The 8,925-nt window shown below is 29.9% G+C and carries 7 protein-coding genes, 1 tRNA gene, 1 rRNA gene and 1 riboswitch; of the genes, 4 read left to right on the forward strand and 5 right to left on the reverse strand.

The window, feature by feature from the left end; genetic code table 11:
- Nucleotides 1-146: 146 nt before the first annotated feature.
- Nucleotides 147-1,352, reverse strand: a complete 1,206-nt coding sequence (locus tag B5X81_RS25605) for an aspartate kinase (protein ID WP_079495872.1) — start codon at nucleotides 1,350-1,352, stop codon at nucleotides 147-149.
- Nucleotides 1,353-1,590: 238 nt separating this feature from the next.
- A riboswitch (Lysine riboswitch) is annotated at nucleotides 1,591-1,778 on the reverse strand.
- Between the two features lie 216 nt (nucleotides 1,779-1,994).
- Here B5X81_RS25605 and B5X81_RS25610 point away from each other — a divergent pair.
- The 4 genes from B5X81_RS25610 (at nucleotide 1,995) to B5X81_RS25625 (ending at nucleotide 5,990) form a co-directional block, all read left to right on the forward strand.
- Nucleotides 1,995-3,677: a Na+/H+ antiporter NhaC family protein gene (locus tag B5X81_RS25610; protein WP_079495873.1), complete on the forward strand. Its 1,683-nt coding sequence runs from the start codon at nucleotides 1,995-1,997 to the stop codon at nucleotides 3,675-3,677.
- A gap of 17 nt (nucleotides 3,678-3,694) precedes the next feature.
- Complete coding sequence (locus B5X81_RS25615) at nucleotides 3,695-4,051, forward strand: hypothetical protein (protein ID WP_208985139.1); 357 nt, start codon at nucleotides 3,695-3,697, stop codon at nucleotides 4,049-4,051.
- 256 nt (nucleotides 4,052-4,307) lie between these two features.
- A complete protein-coding gene (locus tag B5X81_RS25620) occupies nucleotides 4,308-4,985 on the forward strand; it encodes a metal-dependent hydrolase (protein WP_079495875.1) in 678 nt (225 codons plus the stop codon).
- 141 nt (nucleotides 4,986-5,126) lie between these two features.
- Complete coding sequence (locus B5X81_RS25625; RefSeq protein WP_079495876.1) at nucleotides 5,127-5,990, forward strand: DMT family transporter; 864 nt, start codon at nucleotides 5,127-5,129, stop codon at nucleotides 5,988-5,990.
- A 147-nt stretch (nucleotides 5,991-6,137) separates the two neighbouring features.
- Here B5X81_RS25625 and lspA read toward each other — a convergent pair whose 3' ends face one another.
- The 4 genes from lspA to rrf form a co-directional block, all read right to left on the reverse strand.
- Entirely contained in the window at nucleotides 6,138-6,590 is a 453-nt protein-coding gene (gene lspA / locus B5X81_RS25630; protein ID WP_079495877.1) for a signal peptidase II, read from the reverse strand.
- 133 nt (nucleotides 6,591-6,723) lie between these two features.
- Complete coding sequence (gene cls, locus B5X81_RS25635) at nucleotides 6,724-8,220, reverse strand: cardiolipin synthase (protein WP_244282247.1); 1,497 nt, start codon at nucleotides 8,218-8,220, stop codon at nucleotides 6,724-6,726.
- A 387-nt stretch (nucleotides 8,221-8,607) separates the two neighbouring features.
- Nucleotides 8,608-8,700 (reverse strand) — tRNA-Ser (locus tag B5X81_RS25640).
- Nucleotides 8,701-8,805: 105 nt separating this feature from the next.
- Nucleotides 8,806-8,922: ribosomal RNA gene (rrf, locus tag B5X81_RS25645) — 5S ribosomal RNA — on the reverse strand.
- Nucleotides 8,923-8,925: the final 3 nt, after the last annotated feature.

Genomic DNA, 8,925 nt, shown 5'->3' on the forward strand with positions numbered 1-8,925 from the left:
AATTATTTGATTTACTAGCACAACAGATTAGTTTAATACTCTATTCTATTATTGTACTTGTATTTACACAAAAAAGAAAGTAAACTGTCAAATTTGACAGTTTACTTTCAATATATATTCATATGGGGGTATGAATATCAAGTTTATTATAAATTAAATTCCTTAGCTACGGCAACTACTGCCTTCTCTTTATCATTAGTATTTATTGTATAAGATATTCTTATTTCTGAAGTAGTTACTTGCTTAAACTCTATTTTATTATCTGCAAATATCTTGAACATCTTAGCAGCAACTCCCGATTGACTTTTCATCCCTATTCCAACTACAGATAACTTTGTTATATCTTCTTCAATATTAATTTCTATTCCTGTAAGTTTATTTTTTATCTTCTCTAATACCTTATCAACTAAAAATTTATCGCTTTTAGGAACAGTAAAGGAAATATTTATATATCCCCTTGAGGGGGCTGTTTGGCTAATCATATCAATATTAATATCATTAGAAGCTAATTTTTCAAAAACCATAGCTATATTTCCAATCTCGTTGGGAACATCATTAATAGTTATCATTATATCATCATCACTTACAGATAATCCAGTTATGACTTTACTTTCCATAGACTCATCAAACTCCTTTATATAGGTTCCTGGCCATTCTTCACTACTCAAAGCCACATATATTGGAACATTAAATCTCTGTGCAATTTCAATTGATCTAGTTTCCATAACTCCAGCACCTAAACTTGCCATTTCCACCATCTCTTCATAACAAATATTGTCCAACTTCTTAGCAGTAGAAAAAAGCCTAGGGTCTACTGTATATATTCCATCTACGTCAGTATAAATCTCGCAAATTGCATCTAATTTAGCCGCTAAGGCCACAGCTGTGGTATCGGATCCGCCTCTTCCTAATGTAGTTATATTACCTTCCTCGTCTACTCCCTGAAATCCTGCTACAACTACAATTTTTCCTCTGCCTACATTTGTTTTCACATTTTTAATATCTATATCATCAATTCTAGCCTTCGTATGAAATCCTACAGTAATTATACCAGCTTGAGGTCCTGTAAGAGAAATAGCGTCATAGCCTAATTCTTTTAGAGCAATTGTTAATAATGCTATTGACACCTGCTCTCCTGTTGATATAAGCATATCTAACTCTCTTTTATCTGGATTGGAAGATATTTCATTAGCCATTTCTAAAAGAATATCTGTAGTTTTTCCCATTGCAGAAACAACAACTACAATATCGTCTCCTTGCTTTTTCCTTTTAGCTATCCTTTTAGCTATATTCTTTATCTTATCTATAGTTCCAACCGAAGTTCCACCGTATTTTTGAACTACTATCGCCATGCATTCCACCTGCCTGTACTATATTTAAGTTGTCAAATAAAAAACAACCCTTCAACATTCAAATAATTGAGATAATTGCATAATATATCTAGCAGTTCTCTATAGATTTTAAACCCAAATATAGTAAATTGTTTTTACAAAAGGTACTTATGCAATTTCCTTAATTATTTAAAATAAAAAAAAGTCAAGAGCAAAAGGTAGCCATGACTAATAATATCATACTAAAACCTCTCGCCCCGTATAAATTAGCACCTCCATCGGAAGATTGGGCAATCAACCGTAGACAGTACTATGCTTATTTAGCATAGCCCCAATGTATTACTTAGGGGAAGTAATACATTTCGGCAGTTATACCTTTCCTTATAACCTTTAGTCCCCTTACTTTAAGTTAAAGTACTAATTATAACTGCATCCTCTAATTTACACTCAAAGGATTATTTATTCATTTCCTTGCATTCTATCACAATTGTTATTAGCTGTCAATCATTTTTAATTTTTTAATATTTATTCACACTATTTAATAAAAAAACTAATAAATGTAAAATTTTATAATAATTTGAATTATATAAATATTTTATGGTATAATCAAATATCATGTAGTAAAATTTTCCTGCATGAAAAAAATTATAAAGGAGGTTTTTTATGAATCGCAAAACTCTTGTAGCTATGTTAATTTTACTTATTTTACTTGTATTTGCTACACCAGTTTTTGCTGAAGGTGAAAAAGAAACCATAAGCTTTGGATTTTGGTCCCTTTTGCCACCACTTATTGCAATTGTTCTTGCTTTTATTTCTAAACAAGTTATTTTGTCTTTATTAGTTGGTATCTTTGTAGGCGCCACAATGCTTAATGGCAATATTTTCTATGGCTTTTTAAGAACTCTTGATGAATTCATTGTAGGTTCAGTGGCAGATAGTTGGAATGCAGGTATTTTAATATTCACTCTAACTATTGGTGGAATGGTAGGAGTAATTTCCAAAACAGGAGGAACTCAAGCAATAGCTGAGGCTCTATCTAAAAAGGCCAAAACTGCTAGAAGTGCTCAAATAGTTACTTGGATTATGGGTATTTTAGTCTTCTTTGATGATTATGCCAATACTCTTATAGTTGGACCTACTATGAGACCATTAACTGACAAAATGAAAATCTCAAGGGAAAAGCTATCGTACATTGTAGACTCAACTGCTGCACCTGTTGCTGGTATGGCTTTTATTTCAACTTGGGTAGGATACGAGCTTGGTCTAATAAATGATGCCTTTAAGAGTTTAGGTATGGACGTTAATGCTTATGGGATATTTATTAGATCAATCCCCTACAGATTCTATGACTTATTTGCTTTAATAGCAGTTTTACTATTTGCATTTATGATGAGGGATTTCGGCCCAATGTACAAAGCTGAGAAACGGGCCAGACTAACAGGAAAGCTTATTGCCGATGGTTCAACTCCTATGTCTTCTTCTGAAGTGGATACTAATTCACTTAATAGCAAAGGTATTGAACTAAAGGTTTCTAACGCTTTACTTCCTATACTTACCCTTGTAATAATGGGATTTTTAGGATTGTGGTATTCAGGTGGGGGTACTGAGCAACCTTTTACTTTTGAAGGAATAAGAATAGCATTTGGTGATTCTGATGCTTCAGTAGCACTCATCTGGGCATCGGTTATTTCAAGTGCTGTAGCAATTATCATTTCCATATCACGAAAAATTTTAACTTTGGGAGAAGCTTTTGAAGCTTGGATTGATGGTGCTAAATCTCTGATGATTACTGCTATTATATTAACTTTAGCATGGTCTCTAGGTGCAGTTACCGAAAGTGTAGGAACAGCTAATTATTTAGTTCAAGTCATTTCTGAAACTTTACCTATTGCTCTCCTTCCATTCTTAGTATTCATAATCTCTTGTATTGTTGCTTTTTCAACAGGTACTTCCTGGGGTACAATGGCTATTATAATGCCTCTTGCTATACCATTAGCCAGTGCATTTACAGGTGGAGCTATAGATAGAATCCTATTAAGCACATTAGGTGCTGTACTTACAGGTTCAATATTTGGTGATCACTGCTCACCTATTTCAGATACTACAATAATGTCGTCTATGGCAGCAGCTGTTGATCATATTGACCATATCAAAACTCAGCTCCCCTATGCTATAGTTACTGCAGTTGTATCGGTAGTTTTAGGTTATATCCCAGCAGGTTTTGGAATTAATCCACTATTCTCTATTGTATTAGGAATTATAGCTTTATGGGCTATAATTAGATTTTATGGAAAGAGTACAGCAATTGAGGATCTAAAAAAACTAGAGGAAGGATATATTGATTAATGATACAAGGTTTTAAATTGAGAAAAGATTTAAAATGGCTGAATTATATGTTCATAGGTTTTTCTATTCTAATAATTTTATTGAAGGGTATTGATAATCTTAATACCCTTCTTTTTTCCATAATTCTATTTATAATAGGGTCTTTTAAAGAAGATATATATATTGAGCCAAAGGGTATAATATTCAAATCAAAATTATTATTTATAATACCTTTAAAAACAGAATGTGAATTTGATGAAGCCACCAATATATCTTTTGAAAAATTAGAGGATGGATTTACAGCTGTAAAATACTTAAAGGGAAATAAATTAAAAAGAGTACGTATAAGAAATGAAGATGTAAAGCAAGTTAGAAAATGGATTGAAAAAAGTTAAAACCAGGCTTGTTTCTGGTTTTTTCTCATTTTTATTTTATATTTTGCCTTCAATTTTAAATTTAATTTTAAATTAAATATTTAATTTGCTATCACAACTGGTCAATTTATGTTATATTATAATTTAATTTATGTTATATTATATATAATAAATATCATAAACTAAAAGGAAATTGTATAATTTCATTTTGGCAAAACTATAAAGGAAAATAATTGTACAATTTTCTCAAAACCAATATAAAAAGGAGTGATTATTAATGAAACTTAGATATTTGGGTCATGCTGCATTTTATATTGAAAGTAAAGATTTTAAAGCTCTTATTGATCCATTTATTTCAGGAAATCCAAAGGGAAAATCTAGTCCTGATGATTTCACTGATATTTCTCACATATTTGTAACACACGGCCACGGAGATCATTTAGGCGATACTGTTTACATAGCTAAAAGAAATAATTCTACAGTTATATCCAACTATGAAATCTCATTATATCTTGGTAATCAGGAAATTTCTACTCACCCAATGCATATAGGAGGAAGAACTAAATTTGACTTTGGAACAGTTAAAATGACTCCTGCACTTCACGGCTCAGGAATAGAGACTCCAGATGGAATAATAAATGGAGGTAATCCTTGTGGCTTTGTTATTAATATTAATGGCAAAAAAATATATCATGCTGGTGATACTGGACTCACCATGGATATGAAGTTGCTTGAGTGGGAAAACATTGACTTAGCTATTTTACCAATTGGTGGGAATTTCACTATGGATATCATAGATGCTGCAAAAGCTGTAGACTTTATTAAACCTAAAAAAGTCATTCCAATTCATTATAATACATTCCCTATAATTGAAACTTCACCTGAAGAATTCAAGAATAAAGTTACAAATTCTGAGGTGATTATTTTAAAACCTGATCAAGAATACACTCTTTAAAGAAATTTAAAAAGAACTGAAATTTCAGTTCTTTTTAAATTTCCTTAATAAATGTTTATATTTAGCTTATATGTTATATAATCAATATTGTGTATCTTCTCATATAGTAATTATTAGTATATAAAAAAGAGGTGTTATATTATGAAACAGGAAACTAAAGGAATATTGTGTCTTCTTTCATCTTCTTTCTTCTTTGCTGCAATGGGAGCTTGTGTAAAATCTATACCAGATATTCCTATTGCTCAAAAGATTTTTTTTAGAAATTTAGTAGGCGTAATAATTACAGGTTATATTCTCATAAAAAATAAAGATAAGCTTATAGGTTCTAATATAAAGCTTTTAACCTTAAGATCTTTCTTTGGATTATTAGGTGTAGCTGCTAACTTTTATGCAATTTCAAAATTACCTCTATCAGATGCAGCCTTATTAAATAGAATGTCTCCTTTTTTTGTTATATTATTAGCTTTACTATTTTTAAAAGAAAAAATTAATAGTTATCAAATTTACGCCATGTTTATAGCTTTATTAGGTGCTGCTTTCGTAATAAAACCACAGTTTGACTACACAATCATACCAGCTTTAATAGGATTATCTTCTGCCATATTTGCTGCTGCTGGTTATACTTCTGTAAGACAGCTTAGGCTTTATTCGTCACCTTACACTATAGTATTTTTCTTTTGCACCTTTTCTACAATTGCCACAATCCCATTTATGTTAAAGGGACATTTTACTTCACCAAATTATAAAGAACTTATTCTTCTTCTTTTGATTGGTCTATTTGCAACATCAGCACAGATTTTTATGACTACAGGATACAGATTTGCCCCAGCATCTAAATTAGCTATTTATGGATATACTAATATTATTTTTTCAACCATATTTGGAATAATACTATGGAGTGAATATCCAGATTTATTAAGTCTAACAGGTGGCGTATTAATCATTGTTGGTGGATTAATAAATTATGTTTCAACAAATAATCAAAGTCCTAATTCAGAAGATTAAATAATCTGTTGATATCTATAATAAAATCCGTATTTTATCCACAGTTATTTGAATATATTTTTCCATAAAAAAAGAAGGGGTTAATTTTTTTTAACAGCCTTCTTTTTCATTTAAATACTTAAGCATCCATATTTATCATAGTCTCTTTTATATTTCCACATGTTTAAAAATTACTGCATATCCAAATAAAATAGAACCTATAACTATAAACATATCAGCCACATTAAAAACAGCAAAATTTATCAATGTAAAATCAAAAAAATCTATAACATATTCCAGCCTTATTCTATCTATTAGATTTCCAATTGCTCCTCCTATTATAAAAGCCAAAGGCAATTTAACTAATAGTAAATTTCTTCTATTTATTATTCTAAATAAATAGACTACCAAAGCAATTACTACTATCAAGGTTACTATTTTTAAAAGCATTTGCTTGTCTCTTAAAATACTAAAAGCAGCTCCCGTATTTTTTCTATATGTAAGATGAAAAACATCTTGAATCAAAGGGTATGTATCTATTGCTTTTAAATGAATAATCGCTAAATATTTAGTCCATTGATCTAATAGAATTATTAAAATTATTATTACAAAATATATCATATATCTTCCTCCAAATTTATTTGAATACATTAAATACTATTCTATATATATTTAAGAATACCTCTTATAGTTTTATAAATTTATTAAAGATAAACAACTTTAATTTTGAGGTTTAATAAATTTATATTAATCTCTAAAGCAATGGTGAAAATAATCTTCCTAAGGATTCTCTAAATTTAGTGTATATTCCTCTTTGCAAATGTTCTTCTAATAAAACTTCTTTACTATCTTCAATATCCATCATGAAGTCATATTCTAATCTTTTAACTACATCATTATCATAAACAAAAGCATTAACTTCAAAATTAATTCTAAAACTTCTTATATCAAGATTAGCTGTACCAATAGATGCTCCTATTCCGTCTACAAGTAATAGCTTACTATGTATAAATCCCCTTTCATATGTATAAACCTTTACTCCAGCCACAAGTAATTCTTCAATATGGGACTTTGACGCCCAATAGACTAGATAATGATCCGGTTTACTAGGTATGATTATTCTAACATCTATTCCACTTAAAGAAGCTGTTTTTAATGCCATCAGTATACTTTCATCAGGAACTAAATAAGGTGTTGTTATCCATATTCTTTTTTCTGCGGTAGAAATCATTGTAAAATAAGCCTGTAAAATAGTTTCCCAATCAGAATCCGGTCCACTTGATGCTATTTGAAGTATTTGTTCCCCATAATGTTTTAGCTTAGGGTAATATTCTTTATGGGAAATTGACTCACTTGACACAAAATACCAATCCTTCAAAAAAATATTTTGAAGGCTATATATAGCTTCACCTGAAATTTTCATATGTGTATCTCTCCAAAATCCCAAATTAGGATTTTTACCCAAATACTCATCTCCAATATTTATACCTCCAAGAAACCCAACTTTTCCGTCTATTACAATAATTTTTCTATGATTTCTATAATTCAATTGCCTGCTTAAAACTGGAAATATTACCGGATAGAATGGATAAACTTCTACTCCAGCTTCCTCTAGGCTTCTTATATATTTTTTCCCCAGTTTCCAACAACCAACGCTATCATATATAATTCTAATCTCAACTCCAGCCTTTGATTTTTCAATTAATATGTCCTTAATTTTATTTCCTATTTTATCATTTCTTATAATAAAATACTCCATATGAATATGGTGCTTTGCCTTTTTCAGCTCATTTATTATAGAAGAATATGTTTTTACACCATTAGTTAATATCTCTGTATTATTATTAACTGTAAAGGGAGAGTTTGAATTTTTTAGAATTAATTTAATCAGTCTACTTTTTACCATACTATCATCATTTTGAAATAATCCTATTTCATTTAAAATTTTTTCTTGTGTATAAGCTATTTGAGAAAGCTGTTCAAAATCTATTGCTTTCTTTTTTTCAAATCTTTTTTTCTTTCTAATATTTTGACCAAATAGGATATAAAATATAAAACCAACAACAGGCACCAAAAACAATATCAATAACCACGCAATAGTTTTCGATGAATTATGACTCTCTAAAAAAATAATTATTCCAATAAAAAAAGCGTAGAGCGTAAAAAAAATACCAAACACTGTAGTGATTTTTTGTAATACTTCATCATATGTGACATTAGTTCTAACTTCAAAAACCGATATGCTTATCAAAATAAATATAAATATAAAAAAAACAGACATTGCTATACTTTTTTTAGACGGCACTTTCATATTACTCACCACAATCCTGTATAACGACAATTTAGATTTTTAAATATATATAATATTATAATTCATTCATACTGAAATTACACTTGGAAGTTTATATGAAAACTCTTTATTTATATTATACATGTTTCTTTATTCTTTTCATCAACTATAGATAATATTTAAAGAATTTTGTATATCAGGTTTTAAAATTTACATATACTCTATTTGTATAATTGTAATAAAATATTTTAATGGTATTTATAGATTTACCGCTACTAAAATTGCAAAATATTATTATTCATTGACATAAAAAAAGCATTCTGCCTAACAGAATGCCTTTAATCATTTTGGCGGAGAAGGCGGGATTCGAACCCGCGCGCCGGTAAACCCGACCTAACGGTTTAGCAAACCGTCCTCTTCAGCCTACTTGAGTACTTCTCCAAAGCCACTTTTTGAACTTTATAATAATACTAAAAAATTTATGGATAATTCTAGTTAAAACACAAAACCCCTAATTTCCATTAGGGTTTTAAAAATTATTTATCAAACCGGCAACGACCTACTCTCCCAAGCAGTTACCCGCCAAGTACCATCGGCGCTGAAGGGCTTAACTTCTGTGTTCGATATGGGTACAGGTGTATCCCCTTCGCTATTGCCACCGGATTT

The sequence above is a fragment of the Maledivibacter halophilus genome (assembly GCF_900167445.1).
Taxonomy (GTDB): domain Bacteria; phylum Bacillota; class Clostridia; order Peptostreptococcales; family Caminicellaceae; genus Maledivibacter; species Maledivibacter halophilus.